This window comes from Methyloversatilis sp., assembly GCF_051861465.1.
Taxonomy (GTDB): Bacteria; Pseudomonadota; Gammaproteobacteria; order Burkholderiales; family Rhodocyclaceae; genus Methyloversatilis.
The window spans coordinates 137,818-155,065 of record NZ_JBHYCQ010000008.1 but is presented as its reverse complement, the minus strand read 5'-3'; the positions used below and the strand labels follow the sequence as shown (position 1 = coordinate 155,065).

18 protein-coding genes are annotated in these 17,248 nt (G+C 65.3%); 7 read left to right on the top strand and 11 right to left on the bottom strand.

Annotation, left to right across the window (positions count from 1 at the left end):
• Positions 1 to 3: 3 nt before the first annotated feature.
• From ACTIFF_RS13190 to ACTIFF_RS13165, 6 genes are all read right to left on the bottom strand, one after another.
• Positions 4 to 1,320: an MFS transporter gene (locus ACTIFF_RS13190; RefSeq protein ID WP_439537244.1), complete on the bottom strand. Its 1,317-nt coding sequence runs from the start codon at positions 1,318 to 1,320 to the stop codon at positions 4 to 6.
• Positions 1,317 to 1,841: a chalcone isomerase family protein gene (locus tag ACTIFF_RS13185; RefSeq protein WP_439537243.1), complete on the bottom strand. Its 525-nt coding sequence runs from the start codon at positions 1,839 to 1,841 to the stop codon at positions 1,317 to 1,319. The genes ACTIFF_RS13190 and ACTIFF_RS13185 overlap by 4 nt, the downstream gene beginning before the upstream one ends.
• Positions 1,841 to 3,055 carry a class I SAM-dependent methyltransferase gene (locus tag ACTIFF_RS13180; RefSeq protein WP_439537242.1) on the bottom strand — a complete coding sequence of 405 codons (1,215 nt, stop codon included), beginning with the start codon at positions 3,053 to 3,055 and terminating at the stop codon, positions 1,841 to 1,843. Before ACTIFF_RS13180 ends, ACTIFF_RS13185 begins: the two co-directional genes overlap by 1 nt.
• Positions 3,052 to 3,819, bottom strand: coding sequence for a DUF1365 domain-containing protein (locus ACTIFF_RS13175; RefSeq protein WP_439537241.1), 768 nt, complete (start codon positions 3,817 to 3,819; stop codon positions 3,052 to 3,054). The genes ACTIFF_RS13180 and ACTIFF_RS13175 overlap by 4 nt, the downstream gene beginning before the upstream one ends.
• The gene (locus ACTIFF_RS13170) at positions 3,819 to 5,087 is read right to left on the bottom strand and encodes an NAD(P)/FAD-dependent oxidoreductase (protein WP_439537240.1); all 1,269 of its coding nucleotides are present in this window, start codon (positions 5,085 to 5,087) and stop codon (positions 3,819 to 3,821) included. Before ACTIFF_RS13170 ends, ACTIFF_RS13175 begins: the two co-directional genes overlap by 1 nt.
• A gap of 120 nt (positions 5,088 to 5,207) precedes the next feature.
• The gene (locus tag ACTIFF_RS13165; RefSeq protein WP_439537239.1) at positions 5,208 to 5,699 is read right to left on the bottom strand and encodes a glutathione peroxidase; all 492 of its coding nucleotides are present in this window, start codon (positions 5,697 to 5,699) and stop codon (positions 5,208 to 5,210) included.
• Here ACTIFF_RS13165 and ACTIFF_RS13160 point away from each other — a divergent pair.
• The 6 genes from ACTIFF_RS13160 (at position 5,698) to ACTIFF_RS13135 (ending at position 10,728) form a co-directional block, all read left to right on the top strand.
• The gene (locus ACTIFF_RS13160) at positions 5,698 to 6,021 is read left to right on the top strand and encodes a hypothetical protein (RefSeq protein WP_439537238.1); all 324 of its coding nucleotides are present in this window, start codon (positions 5,698 to 5,700) and stop codon (positions 6,019 to 6,021) included. The two genes, ACTIFF_RS13165 and ACTIFF_RS13160, sit on opposite strands and share 2 nt — an antisense overlap.
• Positions 6,022 to 6,138: 117 nt before the next feature.
• Positions 6,139 to 7,059 carry a MerR family transcriptional regulator gene (locus ACTIFF_RS13155; RefSeq protein ID WP_439537237.1) on the top strand — a complete coding sequence of 307 codons (921 nt, stop codon included), beginning with the start codon at positions 6,139 to 6,141 and terminating at the stop codon, positions 7,057 to 7,059.
• Positions 7,060 to 7,275: 216 nt separating this feature from the next.
• The gene (locus tag ACTIFF_RS13150) at positions 7,276 to 8,106 is read left to right on the top strand and encodes a ferritin-like domain-containing protein (protein WP_439537236.1); all 831 of its coding nucleotides are present in this window, start codon (positions 7,276 to 7,278) and stop codon (positions 8,104 to 8,106) included.
• The gene (locus ACTIFF_RS13145) at positions 8,106 to 8,594 is read left to right on the top strand and encodes an adenylyltransferase/cytidyltransferase family protein (RefSeq protein WP_439537235.1); all 489 of its coding nucleotides are present in this window, start codon (positions 8,106 to 8,108) and stop codon (positions 8,592 to 8,594) included. The genes ACTIFF_RS13150 and ACTIFF_RS13145 overlap by 1 nt, the downstream gene beginning before the upstream one ends.
• A gap of 104 nt (positions 8,595 to 8,698) precedes the next feature.
• The gene (locus ACTIFF_RS13140; RefSeq protein ID WP_439537234.1) at positions 8,699 to 9,448 is read left to right on the top strand and encodes a c-type cytochrome; all 750 of its coding nucleotides are present in this window, start codon (positions 8,699 to 8,701) and stop codon (positions 9,446 to 9,448) included.
• Positions 9,445 to 10,728 (top strand): c-type cytochrome, encoded by a 1,284-nt coding sequence (locus ACTIFF_RS13135; RefSeq protein WP_439537233.1) that lies wholly within the window; start codon positions 9,445 to 9,447, stop codon positions 10,726 to 10,728. The genes ACTIFF_RS13140 and ACTIFF_RS13135 overlap by 4 nt, the downstream gene beginning before the upstream one ends.
• Positions 10,729 to 10,965: 237 nt before the next feature.
• Here the strand turns inward: ACTIFF_RS13135 and ACTIFF_RS13130 are convergent, their stop codons facing one another.
• From ACTIFF_RS13130 to ACTIFF_RS13115, 4 genes are all read right to left on the bottom strand, one after another.
• Complete coding sequence (locus ACTIFF_RS13130; RefSeq protein WP_439537232.1) at positions 10,966 to 12,000, bottom strand: isocitrate/isopropylmalate dehydrogenase family protein; 1,035 nt, start codon at positions 11,998 to 12,000, stop codon at positions 10,966 to 10,968.
• A 134-nt stretch (positions 12,001 to 12,134) separates the two neighbouring features.
• A complete protein-coding gene (gene dnaQ / locus ACTIFF_RS13125; RefSeq protein ID WP_439537231.1) occupies positions 12,135 to 12,854 on the bottom strand; it encodes a DNA polymerase III subunit epsilon in 720 nt (239 codons plus the stop codon).
• 64 nt (positions 12,855 to 12,918) lie between these two features.
• Positions 12,919 to 13,356 carry a ribonuclease HI gene (rnhA, locus tag ACTIFF_RS13120; RefSeq protein WP_257079984.1) on the bottom strand — a complete coding sequence of 146 codons (438 nt, stop codon included), beginning with the start codon at positions 13,354 to 13,356 and terminating at the stop codon, positions 12,919 to 12,921.
• A 14-nt stretch (positions 13,357 to 13,370) separates the two neighbouring features.
• Positions 13,371 to 14,117 (bottom strand): class I SAM-dependent methyltransferase, encoded by a 747-nt coding sequence (locus tag ACTIFF_RS13115; protein ID WP_439537230.1) that lies wholly within the window; start codon positions 14,115 to 14,117, stop codon positions 13,371 to 13,373.
• Positions 14,118 to 14,194: 77 nt separating this feature from the next.
• On the opposite strand from ACTIFF_RS13115, the gene gloB reads away from it, so the two are divergent.
• Complete coding sequence (gloB, locus tag ACTIFF_RS13110) at positions 14,195 to 14,956, top strand: hydroxyacylglutathione hydrolase (RefSeq protein ID WP_439537229.1); 762 nt, start codon at positions 14,195 to 14,197, stop codon at positions 14,954 to 14,956.
• Between the two features lie 158 nt (positions 14,957 to 15,114).
• Here the strand turns inward: gloB and ACTIFF_RS13105 are convergent, their stop codons facing one another.
• Positions 15,115 to 16,986 (bottom strand): hypothetical protein, encoded by a 1,872-nt coding sequence (locus ACTIFF_RS13105; RefSeq protein WP_439537228.1) that lies wholly within the window; start codon positions 16,984 to 16,986, stop codon positions 15,115 to 15,117.
• Positions 16,987 to 17,248: the final 262 nt, after the last annotated feature.

Below are 17,248 nucleotides of genomic sequence, written 5' to 3'. Positions count from 1 at the left end.
ATCTCACGATTTCAGTCCTCCGTATTCCGATTCGGTTGCCATGTCCGTTCCTGCTTCATTGTTCAATTCGGGTTCCACTTCCGGTTCCAGCCAGTCCGCATGACGCCACAGCAGCACGCAGGCGGCCGCCTTGAGCGCCAGCGGCACCAGCCCATAGACCGCGGCCAGTGCCAGTCGTGCATCGGCGTCGGTGGCGCCGGGCTGATAGCCGAGCACGCCCAGCAGCGGCAGCGCCAGACCGGCCGCCAGCGCCAGATTCATCTTGGTGACGAAGTTCCACACGCCGAAGCTGCCACCAGCCGACAGCGGCTCATCGCGCCGGCCGACCAGGCCGGCCACCAGCGCCGCCGGCAACGCGAGGTCAGCGCCGAGCGCAATGCCCGATGCTGCGCAGATCAGCATGAAGGCCACGTCATCGCCGGGGCCGAGCGTGAACGCCCAAGCGAAGACCGATATCGCGAGCACCATCGACGCAGCCCAGCTGCGCGCGCGACCGTAGCGGTCGGACAGGCGCGTCCACAATGGCAGTGCCAGCACGCCGGCGACGAAGTACAGCGCGAGAAACAGCCCTTCCCGCTCTGCCGCGCCCAGCACGTCGGCGATGAAAAACAGCACCAGGGTGGCCGGAATCGCCGACGCGATCCCGTTGAGCGCAAACACCGCGAGCAGGCGACGGAAGCGCCGGTTCCGCAGCACCTCGCCGAGCACGGCACGCAGCGGCTCGTGCCGCATCGGCTGCTCGCGGCTCGCCTCCGGCACGGCAAACAGCGTGATGATGGCACTCACCGCCAGCAACGGCAGCCAGTACAGCACCGCCTGCCACAGACCCTGTGCGGCATCCGGCGACAGCAAGCCGGGCGCGATGGATGCCGCGACGACACCGACCAGTGCACAGCCTTCGCGCACCGCGACCAGCCGGGTCCCCAGCGCAGGCTTCGCCGACAGTTCGGCGCCCCAGGCGTAATAGTTGATGCTGCTGATGCTGTAGCCGGCATAGACCAGCGCCAGCGCACCGATCAGCCAGAAGACCGGGTCGGTGCCTTCAGGCGGGCGCACCAGTGCGAGCAACCCGAGCGCCAGTGGCAGCAGACCCATCCACACCAGTCGGCGGCGACCCCGTGCGCGGTCACTGGCAGCACCGATCAGCGGGTCGACCAGCGCGTCGAGCAGGCGCGCCGCGAACAGTACGATGCCCAGTACCGTCAGCGACACACCGAAGCTGTCGGCGTACAGCTTCGGTATATGTACGTAGATGGGCAGTGCCGCGGCGGCAAGCGGCGCGCCGAGCACGCCATAGGCAAACAGTCGCGCCGGTCTCAACTGGACGGAGGCGACTCGGCAAGCAGGCGCGTGCGCAGCCTGGGCTCGCGCGTGCGGGCGTCAAGCCAGATGGCGAAGAAGGCATCGGACAGCGCCTTGTCTTCGATGGCCGGCAGTTCGACGCCCTGATGGAAGAAGCGCGCGCTGCCGTCCGGCATCTTCACGCCAGTCAGCACATCGCCTTCCTTCACGTCGGGAAACACGCCCGTCAGGATGTCCTTCCAGCGCGCCAGCCGCTTCTTGTCGCGTTCGCCCAGCCGCTTGATCTCGTCGATGCTGGCTTCGGCCAGCTTGTAGCCTTCGAACGAACGGGCATAGCGGATGCTCAGCGCAAAACCGCCGTCCGGCGAATAAGTGCCGCCACTGGCCCACAGCGAGGCGTCATACAGCTTGAAGCCGAACCAGCGCATTTCACCCTTGCCGAGCGGCTTCAGGTCGGGCAGAACGTCGCCAGCCCCCGCCAGAGGCTGGGCGGAAGCGATGCCGGCGACCATCAACAACAAGGCAAGAATTCGGCGCATCAGGTTTTCTCCAGATGAAATTGATGAACGTCGATCGAACCGGCACGGAAACCGGCTTCGCAATACGCCAGATAGAAGCGCCACAGCCGTTGGAAGCGACGATCGAAACCCAGCGCGCGCAAGGCGTCGGTGCGCGCTTCGAACGTGGCGCGCCAGCGTGCCAGCGTCAGGGCGTAATCAAGCCCGAAGCGGAAATCGTCGCGCACCTGCAAGCCGACTTTTTCCGCCTGCTGCACGAACACGCTGGGCGAGGGCAGCATGCCGCCCGGGAAAATATACTGCTGGATGAAGTCAGTTCCTTTACGGTAACGCGCAAACAGGTCATCAGCGATGCTGATCGTCTGGATCACCGCCTGCCCGCCGGACGCCAGCAGGCTGTCGAGCTTGGAGAAATAGGTCGGCCACCAGCGCTCGCCGACGGCTTCAAGCATTTCGATCGATACGATGTGCGACGCCTTGCCGCGCAGATCCCGATAATCACGCAATTCGCAGGTCGCGCGGTCGGCGTAGCCACCGCGCTCGGCGCGCTGTCGTGCCCACGCAAGCTGTGCGGGAGACAGGGTCACACCGTGCACGCGCGCCCCGGCACGCTGCGCCGCGACCTCGGCAAAACCACCCCAGCCGCAACCGATCTCGATCACGCTGTCGTCGGCCGACAAATCCATCACCCGCGCAATGCGCTGATACTTGGCGAGCTGCGCCGTTTCCAGGTCGCGCCGGGTATCGCCCTCATACAGCGCGCTCGAGTAGGTCATGCTGCCATCCAGCCACAGACCGTAGAACTCGTTGCCCAGATCGTAGTGAGCGACGATGTTCCGGCGGCTGCCTCGTCGTGTGTTCGCACGGCCAAGATGACGCATGCGCGCAAACACCAGTGCCAGCAGGTTGCCGTGCACCGCGCGCTGCAGGGCGTCGCGGTTCTGCGCGAACAGCGTCAATACGCGGCCGAGTTCGTCGGTGTCCCACAGGCCGTCGAACCAGGCTTCGCCGAGACCGATGTCGCCACGTGCGATCACGCGGTCGAACACGCCCCAGTCGAGAACGCGCATTTCGACCGGCTCGCCGCGGCCGCCGAAAGACACCATCTCTCCATCCGGCAGCGACATCATCAGCCAGCCGTGCTCGATACGCTCAAGCAGTTTGAATATATGGCGCGCGGCCGATGGAAGCTTTCCGTGTCGCGCGAGCGCGACCATGGCATCCGGTTGGTTCATCGGGTCAATTCCTGTACTGGAGGAGCCGGTTTTCTGAAAAAGGGCACATTCGCCCGCCACAGGTGAAAAGCCTGGATGTGTATGCGCGCAATCACACCCAGCGTCATCAGCGGGAAAGCCGCCAGCGCACGCCACGCGACAGCACGACTCATCGGCACCGCGCGCCCTGAGACACGGGTGCGCAGCTGCCGTTCCGCGCCTTCGAAATAATCGATCGCCACCGCATGTTGGGTACCGCGCTGGTCGAAACGGAAGCGGTAGCGACCGCTGACCGGAAAGAAGGGCGACACGTGAAACACCTTGCGTGTCTCCAGCCATTCGCCATTCAGGATGGGCCGGCGGTCGTCATGCGACACCAGGTAGGCATGGCGTTCGCCGAAGGTGTTGCTCACCTCGCACAGCACGGCGCGCAAGGCACCACCCGCGTCGTGACAGAACCAGAAGCTGACCGGGTTGAACACATAACCGAACAGCCGCGGCATGGTTTGCAGGACCACGTCCCCATCAACGCCGGCCAACCCCTCCTGCGCCAGCAATGCGCGTATCCACGGCAGCGGATGCGATCCGTCGCGGGCGCCGTGGTCACGGTAGTGCAACGACAACGGCGCCCATCGGTTCAGCGCCAGCATCGGAATTTTCGATGCGCCCAGCGTATCGAGACGAAAGCGCATGAAGAACAACTGATACGCGAAGCGGTGACGGACCCGTGCGGTCCGCTCATGCATCACCGCGCCGCGGCACAGGCTGACATCGCTGGCAGCCATCATGCAGCCAGCACCGGCTCGCTGCGTTGCCAGGGCACGTCGGCACCGAGTTGCCGCGCCACGCGCACCGCGGATGACAAGCCGTCCTCGTGAAAGCCGTAGCCCGTCCAGGCGCCGCAGTACCAGATGCGATCACGGCCCTGGATCTCCGGCAGCCGTTGCTGGGCATCGATCGCCGGGCCGTCGAACAGCGGGTGCGCGTATTCGATGCGCGCAATCACGCTGGCCGGATCGGGTTCGATGAACGGGTTCAGCGTCACCACGACCGGCTGACTGAAGGGCAGCGGCTGCAGTCGATTCATCAGGTAGGACACGCTGACCGGGCGCTCGTCGGGTGCGCCTTCGCCCGCGAGGTAATTCCATGCCGACCAGACGCGCCGGTTGCGCGGCAACAACCGTTGGTCGGTGTGCAGCACCGCCTGATTGGGCTGGTAGCGTATGGCGCCCAGCAGCCGCTGCTCGGCCGACGTCGCAGCGTCCCCCAGAAGGGCCAGCGACTCATCCGAGTGGCTGGCCATGACGACCTGATCGAAGCAGTGGGATGCACCTTCGGCATCGATCCAGACGCCGTCTTCCGCCCGGCGCACACGGGTGACGGCCGAACCGCGTCGCACGTCCGACAACAGCGCGGCGAGTTTCTTCACATACTCGCGCGAGCCGCCACGCACGGTGAGCCACTGCGGCCGGTCATTCACGCGCAGCAATCCGTGGTTATGGCAGAAGCGGGCGAACGTGGCGAGCGGGTAAGCCATCATCGTACGCGTCGGGCAGGACCAGATCGCCGCCGCCATCGGCAGCAGATACCAGTCCCGGAAGGCCTCGCTGTAGCGATGCTTCACCAGAAACTCTCCAAGCGACAGGTGCTCCGCGCTGCCATTGGCCGCCCGCTCGGTCACTTCGCTGTTGAAGCGCATGATGTCCTGCAGCATCCGCCAGAACCTCGGCCGGGCCAGATTCGCCGGCTGGGCGAACACCGTGGCCAGGCTGCTGCCGCTCCACTCGATGCCGGAGTCCTGCAGGCTGACGCCGAAACTCATTTCGCTGTCCGCAATATCGACGCCGAGATGTGCGAACAAACCGCACAGGTGCGGGTAGGTCGCCCGGTTGAACACGATGAAACCGGTGTCCACCGGGTGGCGTACGCCGTCCAGTTCGACATCCAGCGTGTTCGAGTGGCCGCCAAGACGATCGTGCTGTTCGAACAGCGTGACCTGGTGTTCGCGCGACAGCAGCCATGCGGCTGCGAGTCCGGAGATTCCGGAACCCACGACTGCAATCCTCATAATTCTCCTGGAAACCGCATCGGATGATGTGCGGCCGGACCATCCCGCCGCATCAAGCGTAACTTTACCTTGACACCACCCACGAACGGTAAATTGACACCTGAATCAACGCGCCAGCGCAGCTTCTATGGCGGCGATCATTTCGGGCGATTCCGGCGCCACGTTGCTCGGAAAAGAGGTGATCGTGCTGCCATCTCTCGCGATCAGGTACTTGTGGAAATTCCATCCAGGTTCGACGCCCGTCAGGCGCGTGAGGTCTGCGTAAAACGGATGACGCTGCGCCCCTTTCACGGCCGTTTTCGAGAACATCGGGAACTTGACGCCGTAGGTCATGCTGCAGAACTCCGCGATGTCCTTGTCGCTGCCCGGCTCCTGATTGCCGAAATCGTTCGACGGGAAACCGAGCACGGTGAGGCCGCGCGCACCGAAGCGTGACTGCAGTTTCTCCAGCCCATCGTACTGCCGGGTGAAACCACAACGGCTCGCGGTATTGACGACAAGCAGCACCCTGCCGCTGAATTCGCACAGCGATTTCGGCTTGCCGTCGAGCAGGCCGGGCAGCGAACGGTCAAGCAGGGTCGGGCAGGATTCGGCCATGGCAGCTCCGGTCGTCAATGTGAAGACGGCGGCGAACAGCCAGTCAGCGCGACGCACGGCTGGGCTCGCAACAGCGCACCGTCGTTTCGGAAAACGCCGGCGGCAGGAAATGAATGCCGGTCACCGCGCGATGCAGATGGATGAGCGTTTCATTGGGCGTCAGTTTGTGCGCGGCACCTGCCGGCACTGCCAGCGCAACCTGCGCAGGCTTTGCCGTGGCCGACGGCTCGTCTGCACCCGGCATGCGCGCCAGGCACGCACTGCTGAAGGCACCCATTCCGGCGAAAAACAGACCCGCGACAGCAGCGTGCTTCATGACTGACTCCCCAATTTTGTCCTGGACAAAACCCTCTATCGCTCTTAATCTAGGGCTCATTGAACGCCGTGTCAATGGTTTGTCCAGGACAATATGAAACATGACGCCAACAGTTTCGGTCGAATGACGATCAGCGCCGTCGAACGCGAAACAGGCCTTCCCAAAGACACGTTGCGCGTGTGGGAAAGGCGTTATGGATTTCCTCTGCCGGTCCGCGACGAATCGGGCGAGCGTCTGTATACGCCGGAAGACGTCAATCGGTTGCGCCTGATCCGCAGATTGATCGACCAGGGCTGGCGGCCGGGCAAGCTGCTGGCCGCCAGCGAGGCGGAGCTGCAGCGGATCGTCGAGGCGGAACGCGGCGCAGGCGCGCCGGTGACGCCGGATGGCGGCGTGCCGACCGATGAGGTACTTGCGGCGATACGGCGCCACGACGTGCCCGCACTGCGCGACCTGTTCCAGCGCAGTCTGCTCGAACGGGGACTGCAGGCCCTGGTGTCCGATCTGGTCGCGCCGCTCAACGTGGTCATCGGCGAAGCCTGGATACGCGGCGAACTGGGCGTTCCGGAAGAGCACTTCTATACCGAGCAGGTGCAAAGCTTCCTGCGCGGCACCCTCGCCAGTTACACCCGGCCGGCCGCGCCGCCGCGCGTCCTGCTCACCACCCTGCCGGAGGAGGAACATGGCCTCGGTTTGCTGATGGTGGAGGTGATGCTGGCGTCAGAAGGCGCGCAGTGCTGTTCGCTCGGGCCCCGCATGCCACTGACCGACATCCGCACATCGGCATTGACCTCGGCAGCCGACATCGTGGCACTCTCCTTCAGCGCCGCTTACCCGCTGCGCCAGGCACTCGCCGGCGTTCGTACCCTGCGCGAATCATTGCCGGACACGGTGGACATCTGGGTCGGCGGCGCGGGTGCGCACGAACGACTGGCCGGCATCCCGGGCGTATCCGTCATCGGTGCCATCCGCACCGTCCCCGACGCATTGGCCGAGTGGCGTGCGGCGCGGCTGCCGACTGCGTCGGTCGCCGCCCTCAACTGACGCGCGGACTCACCCGGCGGATGCCAACCGGCCGGGACTTTCTCCTGAAATATGCACCGGGCACGCCGCTCAGGCTCGATAGCGCCCCTTTCATCCGTCTATTTCATTTACCGGCAGCGGGCTGAACGTGGTTTGATCTGCCCGGTCGTACACGTACAGCATTCATCATGCTGACTTGTGCTCGCGTAAAATGGCGTTTTCCCGAGGAGCCCGCCCATGCTCTACCCCGAACTGTTCAAGTCACTCGAATCCGCCCGCTGGGACATGGACAAAGACGTGCCTTGGGACGGTTTCGATGCGTCGCTGCTGTCGGACGAACAGGCGCTGACCATCAAGATGAATGCCATCACCGAGTGGTCGGCGCTGCCGGCGACCGAAATGTTCCTGCGCGACAACCGCGACGACTCCGACTTCTGCGCCTTCATGTCGGTGTGGTTCTACGAGGAACAGAAGCATTCGCTGGTGCTGCTCGAATACCTGCGTCGCTTCCGGCCCGACCTGGCACCGACCGAGCAGGAACTGCACGAAGTGCGCTTCGAATTCGATCCCGCACCGGCACTGGAAACGCTGATGCTGCACTTCTGCGGCGAAGTGCGGCTGACCCAGTGGTACCGCCGTGCGTCTGAATGGCACACCGAGCCGGTCATCAAGCACATCTATGGCCTGCTGTCGCGCGATGAGGCGCGGCATGGCGGGGCCTATCTGAAGTACATGAAGCGTGCGATCGAGCGCACCGGCGACACCGCGCGTGCAGCGTTTTCCAAGATTGGCATGCTGATGGCGGCCAGCGGACGCGCCGGCAAGCCGCTGCATCCAACCAATCTGCACGTCAGCAAGTCACTGTATCCGCGCGATACCATCCAGTCCCGCCTGCCCGACCCTGACTGGCTGGAACACTGGCTCGACCAGCAGATCCGTTTCGACAAGGACTGCGAGGCGCGCGTCATCGGCGGCATTCTGCGCAATCTCAGTTCGCTGTTCGGCGAAAGTTTCAAGACCATCAGCGACCTGAACCGCTTCCGCAAGCAGTTCGCCACGGCCGCCTGATGCGGGGCGGCATCCCGGCTTTCGAGGCCAAACTGTGCGCGCCGGCCGACCTCCCGGCGCGTGCCGCCGATCTTCCCGGGCCGCGGGTATTCACCAATGGCTGCTTTGATATCCTCCATCGCGGTCACGTGACCTGCCTGGCACAGGCGCGCGCGCTTGGCAGCTCGCTGATCGTGGCATTGAACGCCGATGCCTCGGTACGCCGGCTCGGCAAGGGCGATGATCGTCCGGTCAATCCGCTGGAAGACCGCGCCGCCGTGATCGCGGCACTGGAATCGGTCAGTCTGGTCACCTGGTTCGACGCCGATACCCCGCTCGACCTCATTCTTGCCTGTCGTCCCGAAGTGCTGGCAAAGGGCGGCGACTGGCCGATCGACCGCATCGTCGGTGCGCGCGAAGTGCTGGCGTGGGGGGGCCGGGTCGAGTCCATCGCCTTCGAGCACGAGCGCTCGACCACCGGGGTGCTGCACAAGATCCGCCGCCTCTGATCGCGCCGACGGGCACACGGCATCGCACCATAACCGTGCATATCGGGGCGCGCCGCTTATCATCCGGCCTGACCGTCTCCCGTCTGCCCGCCCCGTCCGTTCCGATGAAACAACTGTTTGAACCCCGTCCTGTCCGTCTGCCGATACGGCGCCTGCTGCTCACCTGCTGCGCCGTGATGTCCTTTTCGGCACTTGCCGCGCCGGTCGTCGAAGACACGATGGCGCAGCGCGTACTCGCCTGTACCGGCTGTCACGGCGCCGAAGGTCGCGCCGGCCCGGACGGCTACTACCCGCGCATTGCCGGCAAGCCGGCCGGCTATCTGCACAACCAGCTGCTGAATTTCCGCGACGGTCGCCGTCAGTACCCCCTGATGTCCGAACTGCTGCAGACGCTGGGTGACGACTACCTGCGCGACATGGCCGATCACTTCGCCGCACTCGACCTGCCCTACCCGGCCGTGCGCGCGACCGGCCCCAGTACCGCACTCGGGCGCGGCGAAAAACTGGTGCGCGAAGGCGACGCCGCGCGTGACCTGCCGGCCTGCGCCAGCTGCCATGGCGACGCCCTGATGGGTGCCGCGCCCGCGATTCCGGGGCTGATCGGCCTGCCGCGCGACTATCTGGCCGCCCAGTTGAGCGCCTGGAAAAGCGGCATCCGACAGGCGCATGCACCGGACTGCATGGCACAGATCGTCAAGCAACTGAGCGCGGACGACATCGGCGCGGTATCGCAATGGCTGGCTGCGCAAACCGTGCCGGCCGGCGCCAAACCTGCTGCCATGCCGACGCGCGAGCTGCCGCTGCGCTGCGGTGGCGTGCCAGCCTCGCAGACGGCCGGGGGCGCCGCGCGATGAAGCGCGCCGCCCTGATCCTTCCGCTGCTCGCGCTGCTGGCGGCACTGGTCTGGTGGTCGACCGGTCACGACACCGGCGCCGACGCGCTGCCGGTCGCCGACGCCTCCCGCTCCGCCACTCCGCCGGCCGAACTCGTCGCACGCGGCGAGTATCTGGCGCGCGCCGGCAACTGCATGGCCTGCCACAGCGCGCGCGGCGGCACGCCATGGGCCGGCGGGCGCGCCATCGACACCGCGTTCGGCACCTTCTACACCAGCAATCTCACCCCCGACCCCGACACCGGCCTGGGCCGCTGGACGGCCGAGGATTTCTGGCGGGCGCTGCACGAAGGTCGCTCGCGCGACGGTCGGCTGCTCTATCCGGCCTTTCCCTACACGAGCTACACCCATGTCACGCGCGAAGATTCCGATGCGCTGTGGGCCTATCTGCGGACGCTGCCCGCGACCCGGCAAGCCAGCCGGCCGCACGTGCTGCGTTTCCCGTACGACTCGCAGGCCGCACTGGCCGCCTGGCGCACGCTGTATTTCAAGCCGGCCGTATTCCAGGCCGACGCGTCGCAGTCTGCGGCCTGGAACCGCGGGGCCTATCTGGTTCAGGGGCTCGGCCACTGCAGCGCGTGCCACGCGCCGCGCAACGCGCTGGGCGCCAGCGAGGACGCGGACAAGCTGGCCGGCGGGCTGATGGCCGGCCAGAACTGGTATGCGCCGTCGCTGGGCTCACCGCACGAGGCGGGCGTGCAGGACTGGAAACGCGACGAGGTCATCGCGCTGCTGCGCGACGGCATCTCGCGCAACGCGTCGGTCGCCGGACCGATGGCCGAGGTGGTATTCGGCAGCACGCAATATCTGTCCGCCAACGATCTGGACGCGATGGCGACCTATCTGCAGACGTTGCCTGCGACACCTCCGGTGGCAGTCGCCGGCAGGGTCGTCGCGCTCGACGACGCGCAGCGCGCCCGCGCTGCGCAGTTGTACGTTGACCACTGCGCGGGCTGCCATGGTGAAAATGGTAAAGGATCCGGCAACATCTACCCGGCGCTCGACGGCAACCGGGCGGTGACGCTGGACCCGCCGGCCAATCCGCTGCGCATCGTGCTGGGCGGCGGCTTTGCCCCGGCCACGAAAGGCAACCCGCGCCCCTTCGGCATGCCGCCATTCGCCGCCAGTCTCAGCGACGAGGACATTGCGCTGGTCGTGTCACACATCCGCGGTAGCTGGGGTAACGCCGCAAGCCCGGTCAGCGTGATCGACGTGCAGCGCTACCGCGGCAATCTGCGCTGAGCGCACCGACTCACGAAGCGTGAAGACGCACCCTGCCGGAGCGTTCGCCCCGTCTTCGGGATCCGCGCGGCGGTGTCGGGACAGAAGCTCGTGGGAGCTGTCCCTGTGGGAGCGGCGGCCTCGCCGCGATACGCACTCTGCACAACGATGATCTCAGCACTGCTTGCCGCCCGTTAAGCCGGCTGGCCATGCGAGGCCAGCCGTGGAGAGCCGCCGCGGCGACAGCCCCGGCAGCGATCAGCTGTTGCGGATGCGCGCGACCAGGGCGTCGGTGTACTGCTTCGTCGACGCCTTGCCACCCAGATCGCCGGTGCGCACATTATCGATGTTGAGCGTATCCGACACCGCCTTGCGGATGATGTCGCCCTTGTCCTGCAGCTTGACATGGTCGAGCATCAGCGCAGACGCCAGCACCAGGGCGGTCGGATTGGCGATGCCCTTGCCGGCGATGTCCGGCGCCGAGCCATGCACTGCTTCGAAGATCGCTGCGTCGGCGCCGATGTTGGAGCCCGGCGCCATGCCCAGGCCGCCGACCAGACCGGCGGTCAGGTCGGACAGGATGTCGCCGAACAGGTTGGTGGTGACCAGCACGTCGAACTGCCAGGGGTTCATCACCAGCTTCATGCAGCAGGCGTCGACGATGACCTGTTCGAACTGGATGCGGCCCTTGTAGCGCTCTTCGTACATCTGTTCGGCGGTCTCCAGGAAGATGCCGGTCAGCGCCTTCATGATGTTGGCCTTGTGCACCACGGTCACCTTCTTGCGGCCGAGGGCGATCGCGTGTTCGAACGCGTATTCGAGGATGTGGCGCGCGCCCTGGCGGGTGTTCACGCCGGTCGACATGGCCACCGCGTGCGGGTCGCCCTCGATCGGGATGAAGTGCTCGTAGCCCATGTACAGGCCTTCGAGATTTTCTCGGCAGACGATGAGGTCGATGTTGTCGTAGCGGCCGCCAGGGATCAGCGTGCGCGCCGGACGGATGTTGGCGTACAGCTTGAACGCCTCGCGCAGGCGTACGTTGATCGAGCGGAAGCCGCCGCCGACCGGCGTCTCCAGCGGGCCCTTCAGGCCGAGCCGGGTGCGGCGGATGCTTTCCAGCGTCGCCTCCGGCAACGGATCGCCATGCGTCTTGAGCGCGCCCATGCCGGCCGGCTGGGTATCCCATTCGAACGGCGCACCCACGGCGTCCAGCGCAGCCAGCGCGGCATCCATGATTTCGGGGCCGATACCGTCGCCGGGTATCAGGGTGGCGGGAATTTTCTGCGCACTCATTCGGGGTCTCCTGTCATGGTTATGCATCGCCGTACGTCAGCGCCGGGTTGGCGCAGCGTCCGGAAATGTGGGAAGGCCGAAGCAAGAAACCTGCCCCGGCAGGGTCTGGCGGCACGTACCGGCAGACCCCATGTTCATGCCGGCGTGACCGGCTCGATGGCGCGCCATACCGTGGCGCCGCCGCTCGCCTTGTCGATCTCCGCCAGCACGCGCTCGTGTTCCGAACGCTCGGCGTCACTCGCCTGCACGCGGCGCAATGCACCGGAAACGCGCGTCGGCGCGGCACTGCGCACCGCTGCGGCATCCGGCTCGAGATCGATGATCAGGCTTTCCTGACCACGCGTCATCGCCAGATAGACTTCCACCAGCAGTTCGGCATCGCGCAGCGCGCCATGGAATTCACGGTGCGTGTTGTCGATGCCGAAGCGCTCGCACAGTGCGTCGAGGTTGGCCCGCTTGCCGGGGAACATGTCGCGCGCCATGCGCACGGTATCGATCGGCGGGCCGAGGGTGATGTCACGCAGCGGCGACAGGCCGAGCATGTTGAGCTCGTTGTCGATGAAACCGACGTCGAAGGCGGCGTTGTGGATGACCAGTTCGGCATCGCGCACGAAATCGACAAACTCCGCCACCACATCGCGGAATTTCGGCTTGTCGGCCAGAAACTCGGTCGTGATGCCGTGGATCGCGACGGCGCCTTCGGGCACCTCGCGCTCCGGATTGACGAAGCGATGCAGCTGCCGGCCGGTGCGCTTGCGACCGACCATTTCGACGCAGCCGATTTCGATCAACCGGTCGCCGTTCTGCCATTCCAGTCCGGTCGTTTCGGTGTCGAGGATGATCTGGCGTTTCATGGAGGGGAAAGTCCGGGAACAGGTCGGGCCACTGCGCGGCGCATTCTACAGCCAGCCGTCGCGCTCACGCACCGCGCACGGGAATCGCGTCGCGCGCCAGACGGTCGACGCGCTCGTTTTCCGGGTGGCCGGCATGGCCCTTGACCCACTTCCACTCGACTTCATGCACCCGTGCCGCCGCATCAAGCGCCTGCCACAGGTCGACATTCTTGACCGGGTCGCCACCCGCCGTTTTCCAGCCCTTGCGCTTCCAGCCGTGTATCCACTCGCTGATGCCCTTCTGCACATACTGCGAATCGGTATAGACCACGGCGCGCACCGGCTTCTTCAATGCGTTGAGCGCCTCGATCACCGCCATCAGTTCCATGCGGTTGTTCGTGGTCGCGCGCTCACCGCCCGACAGTTCGCGTTCGACGGCGCCGCACTTGAGCAGCGCGCCCCAGCCGCCCGGGCCCGGGTTGCCGCTGCAGGCACCATCGGTATAGATGATCACGTCGTCCAAGACTTGCTCCAGGTTCAGGTGCCGAACTTACGGTCCGGCACGGTATTGCGATTCGCGCTGCCGACGCTGGCCACGGCCCGCGCGGCAGCGCGGCGATCGCTCCATTTCGGCGTGATGAGGCGCATGCCATGCACCCGCTTGACACCCTGCAGCACGTAGGTGCCGCCCAGGAAGGGCCACCAGCGGTCACCGGCGGATTCGATGAAACTCCAGCGCGCCAGCCATTTTTCGCTGCATACCGGCGGGCGGTAGCAACCGAAGCAGCCCGCCTGCGTGTCCAGGCTGAGCAGCTTGAACCAGTCGCGCAGGCGCGGCACCGACAGCCAGTCGCCATTCCACGGAAAGGGCTCGCGCTCCTGCAGGCGCCGCCGTGCGCCCCACAGGCTGAACGGGTTGAAGCCGGTCACGAGCACCTGACCTTCCGGTACCAGCACGCGCTCCACCTCGCGCAGAACGGCGTGCGGGTCGGCGGCAAATTCGAGCACATGCGGCAGCACCACCAGATCGACGCTGGTAGCCGGAAACGGCAGATGTACCGGATCGCACACCAGCGCCGGCATCGGCCCCGGTCGCGCATCGTCGCTGTACAGCTTGAACGGCATCCGGTTGGCGCGCAGATAGTCGTGCTGCAGCAGGCCGATCTGTACCGCGTTGTAACCGAACACGTCGGCCACCATCTGGTCCACCTGTGCGTGTTCCCACCGCTGGACGTAGTGTCCCTGGGGGGTATCGAGCCATTCGTGCAAACCGGGAATCGACATGTTTTACGGGGCGGTGGATCGTCACGCGTGAGACGGACGCATTGTCATTGCTTCAGCCTCACGCCAGAATCGGGCGGATGAAGATATATCCGATACCCGCGTTTGGCGACAATTATCTTTGGCTGGTCGCAAACGGAACACGCGCGCTGGCGGTCGACCCGGGTGACGCCACACCGGTACTCGCGGCACTCGAGCGGCACCGCCTGACGCTCGACACCATCCTGATCACGCACCATCACGGCGACCACATCGGCGGCGTCGCCGAACTGGTGCGTCGGACCGGCGCACGCGTCTACGGGCCCGCGGACGAGCGCATCGCCGAAGTGACCGATCCGGTGGCGGAGGGCCGGCGCATCGACCTGCCCTGGCTGGGCGTCGCCCTGACCGTGCTCGAAGTACCCGGCCACACGCGCAGCCACATCGCCTGGTACGGCAACGATGCACTTTTTTGCGGCGACACGCTGTTTGCCGCTGGCTGCGGCCGGCTGTTCGAAGGCACGGCGGAACAGATGTGGCACTCGCTGTCGCGCATTGCCTCGCTGCCGCTGCACACGCGCATCTACTGTGCGCACGAGTACACGGAATCCAATCTGCGCTTCGCACAGGCGGTCGAGCCGGACAACCAGGCACTGATCGCACGCGCCCGGGGCGTCGCGAAGCTCCGTGCCGCTGATCAGCCCAGCGTGCCGTTCGCGCTCGCCGAAGAACTCGCGACGAACCCCTTCCTGCGCGTGCGCGAGGCAGCCATCATCGGCGCCGCCGAAGCACACGCCGGTCGCAAACTGAAAAGCCCGGTCGAGGTGTTCACAGTCCTGCGGGAGTGGAAAAACGTCTTCTAGCAGCGTGCGGCATGGCCAAACCTGGCCAGATGGTCCAGCCGATGGCGCTGCGTCAGGGTGCAGACCAAATGGTCGCCAGCCAAATCACTGTCCTCGACGCAAAAAACCGCTTGTCTGAACCGATCAATTCGGATTAAGGCGGCGGATTCAGGCGGAAATCACCGGCTCCGCCGGGCGAACCCGGCGACCATCAGAAGCCCTGCTCCGTAAAGCCAGGCGGCAGGCGGCAGCGGTACCGGGGTCACTGCGTTGACATAGAACCTGCGACCGTCGGTTTCGCCTTCGATCACGGCCAGGTCGCTGAAGACATGGACCGTCAGCGGTGCAAGACCGACGAATGGCGGGTCGGCGACCAGCCATTCGAACACGTCGCCCTGATCGGGAACGAAGCCATCGATGAAGCGCAGGTTCACGATGCTGTCCAGCAGATTCGCCTGACCCAGCACGACCAGTTGGTCATACTCGATGCCCGCGAGGCGTCCGCCGATTTCAATGTCGAAAATCGTGCCGTTCGCATCGAGGTTGCCATCGATGGTGAGGATGCCGGGCGAGTTGCCCGGCCCGATCGTGACGGCACCCGTCGAAATCTGGCCGTTGAAACCGCCGGAGCCATAGCCAATCGTGCCGGTACCGCTGAGCGTACCGCCGAGGAATTCGATCTGATCCCCGGTCAGCCTGCCATTGACCACCGTATCACCCTCGAGCTGGCTGAAAGTTCCGACGCGAAGCTCACCATCCGCGTCGATCACCAGTTCAGGGGTATTGAAAAGCGTGGCGACGCCCTGCCGATTCTGGGTAAAGGTGTCGGCATCCACCACCGTCGCAAGCCCGGTGAGCGGGTCGACAATCCCGGGTACGCGCACGCGGCCGGCGTTCTCGAAGACGCCGATGGCGTTGTAATCGGAGGCGTTATCAGGAAAAAGCGGATCGTCTTCCGGCACCGGAAGAAAGGTCATTTCGCCCCCCCGCGCGTTGCGGACGTCGATCACGCAGGTGTCGCCGAATCGATCGTTCGAACAGGGGCCGGACTCGCGGCTGCCCAGCAGCACGCCCGTAAAAAAGCCTTCGTTGACCAGTTGGCCGCGGCCCGGATTGAGGAGCGGCGACGTCCCTGCACCCACCGCCACCAACGCACCACCACCCGCCGTCAACAGTGTTCCGGTGTTGTGCAGCGTCGCGTCGGGCCCGATCTCGATGCGGCTCTGAAACCCGTCGACGAGAAAAACTGCGCGCTGCCGCCACTCTGCGAAATCAAAGTTCCCGCCTCGCACCAGAGCGATGCGGCTGCGCTGGTTCAACAGCAGACCACCGGTCTCCGTCGTGGTGATACCGGTAAACACATGAGAGCCCGCGAAGGAAACACCGTACGTGCTCGTGTTGGAACCAAGCCCGTCGGCATAGAAGGTGGCGGTGTCGTGGTATCCACCGGCGGCCAGGTGAAGCGTGCCCGACCATGTCTCGAATTTGCCGCCATCGTGTTGCACCGGCAGCGCGAATACGCTCGTTCCCGTGCCGGACGCCTTGATGACCGACCCGCTCCGATTCACGAAGGACGACCGCGCAAGATCCGAAGAGCGCTCCATGCCCAGATCGTTCTGGATCCAGTAAGTCGAAAAAACATCATTGACGAAACGCGCACCGCCACCCAGGATCAGTTGCCCGTTACCCGTCTGAAAAAACTGTCCCTTGTTGATCGCATCGAGCGGAAACAGGTTTTCCGCGTCGCTGGCCGCGATGTGCATGCCGTCGGTCGGAAACGAGACGCCATAGCTTGCACCCGGGACGGCGGTGTCTCCTCGAAATTCGACCCGGGCCGAGTAACCCGCAGCGGCAATCCAGCCATTGGCAAGCACAGCGTTTGTTGCGGTTGAGGGTCCGAAAAAGCCGTCCCGAAAAATGATCGTGCCGCCCTCCATCGACAGCACGCCCAGATCGACCGCCCCGTACTTATCGACCTGCTGACCACTGGGCACGGTCGTCTGCGCCGTCGCCGACGCCCACGCCGCAGCGCCGCACACAAGCAGGGTCAAGGCTGCAGAACGTCCTGACCGCGGAGTGTGGTGACGGCGCTGTGACCGAACGGCTCGGTTCGAAAAGCAGGCATCCATGATTACCACTCCATGATCAAGTCACCCTCTGAACCGTAGCAGCCGCTGCGAACCGCAACCACCTCGCCCGCAGCACCCGCCGAGAAATATGTCATGGTGCCCCTGTGGATGAAGTTGCCCGTGCGTCGGCGACGGTTCAGCTTGACCTGCAATAGCGATGGTGCGGTGCCCCGAGACGGGCGCA